General features: G+C 60.2%; 1 protein-coding gene and 1 pseudogene. Both read left to right on the top strand.

Annotation, left to right across the window (positions count from 1 at the left end; all coding sequences use genetic code 11):
* A pseudogene (locus AB4Z38_RS25600) lies at positions 1–400 on the top strand (hypothetical protein); the annotation flags it as partial.
* Positions 401–457: 57 nt separating this feature from the next.
* Positions 458–1,172: MgtC/SapB family protein (locus AB4Z38_RS25595; protein WP_441432320.1), on the top strand; the 715-nt coding region annotated here is incomplete at its 3' end.

Below are 1,172 nucleotides of genomic sequence, written 5' to 3'. Positions count from 1 at the left end.
CAGCGGGGTCGAGCGGACGCACAAGGGCACCTTCGAATACAACATCAACCTCGTCGAGTCTGGAAACTCGATCAACGAACCCCTCAACCGAATTGCCGCCGATGTTAAAGCGGCCGTTTTGCCCCTCGCTGTACCACACAGTGACTACTTGGTCCCGTCCGTCGCCGATTACCAGTTCGCCGGTCATCTCGGGTTAGCGAGCTTCGAACTCCTTGTGGATAACCAGCTTTCGGATGAGGTTGGCGAATTCATCGCCGGGCTGCCTATCGCCCACCCTGCCTCCTTTATTGCCCGCTGGTACACGCTGTTCGAGCTGCGTGCCGACTGGGATGGCCGGTGGTGGGAAAAGCAGCCGTGGCGGCATGTCAAATCCTGGGAAGCAAAAGGCGGCGCAGTTTGAGCACCCCGGAGATAGGTTTCTTATTGCCCGGCCACGTTCGTTCGGTTCGGGGTTGAGATGGAGTTTTCATCAACCACATATTTGACTGAGCTGATGCTTGCCGGTGCGGCTTTTGTGTTGTCGGCAGCGATAGGCGTCGAGCGCCAGTTGCGGCAGAAAAGTGCAGGCCTGAGGACCCATACCTTGGTGGGCACAGGGTCAGCGGTGTTCACCCTGGTGTCCGCCTATGGATTTAGTTCCGTGACGGGCCCGGAGGTGGTACTTGATCCTTCGCGCATCGCTGCCCAGATCGTGTCCGGGATCGGTTTCCTGGGAGCAGGCGTGATCTTCGTGAACAGGGACGTGGTCCGCGGTCTTACGACGGCGGCTACGATCTGGATGACCGCTGCGATCGGTATGGCCTGCGGGGCCGGGATGATTCCACTTGCGGCCGCAGCTACCGGATTCCATTTTCTCGCCGTCGGCGTGCTGGCTCCTTTGGCCAGGCTTCTGCCTTCTGCTGATGGTAAGCGGACGATCGACATCAGGTATTTGGACGGCCAGGGCATCCTCCGGGACATCCTGACGGCCGCCGGGGACATGGGCTTCGATTCATCCGTCCTTTCCACCCGGCGCCTCGCTGGCGCTGTGGGTGAAGAATCTCCGCATGTCTCCGTTCGGATGAGATTTCGGGGTAAACCGCCCTTGCGTGATCTCATCGCGCAGCTGGACGACATCCACGGGGTCAAGAAGGTCTCCGTCGCCAGCGACAGCGGTGACCAGGACGACTCAC

Origin of the sequence: Arthrobacter sp. 2RAF6 (assembly GCF_052115205.1) — a bacterium.
In the GTDB taxonomy this organism is placed as follows: domain Bacteria; phylum Actinomycetota; class Actinomycetes; order Actinomycetales; family Micrococcaceae; genus Arthrobacter.
This window is presented reverse-complemented; position numbering and strand designations above follow the sequence as displayed.